We start from the raw sequence: 236 nt of genomic DNA on the forward strand, positions 1-236 counted from the left end.
GCTGCCTGATCATCTACGGTCAGGGGCTGATCCGTTGCCATCCCTATGTCTTTCGCGAGATGGAAGCGGCCCGGGATACCGGGCGCAAGGGCCTGGAAGCGTTCGACAGCGCGATGTTCGGCCATATCAGCTTCGTCTTCGCCAACACCGTGCGCGCTGCCGTGCACGCGGTCACTGGCGGGCGCCTGATCAAGGCCCCGGGCAACACCGACAAGGCCCTGGCCGGCTACTACCGG

At 65.7% G+C, this 236-nt stretch carries 1 protein-coding gene; it reads left to right on the plus strand.

Going from position 1 to position 236, the window contains the following annotated elements; translation table 11 throughout:
- Window positions 1-236 (plus strand): acyl-CoA dehydrogenase domain-containing protein (locus tag SB725_RS33880; RefSeq protein ID WP_410923782.1); only part of this gene is annotated, 236 nt, incomplete at both ends.

The organism is Pseudomonas sp. SIMBA_041, assembly GCF_046535095.1.
GTDB classification, from domain to species: domain Bacteria; phylum Pseudomonadota; class Gammaproteobacteria; order Pseudomonadales; family Pseudomonadaceae; genus Aquipseudomonas; species Aquipseudomonas mucoides.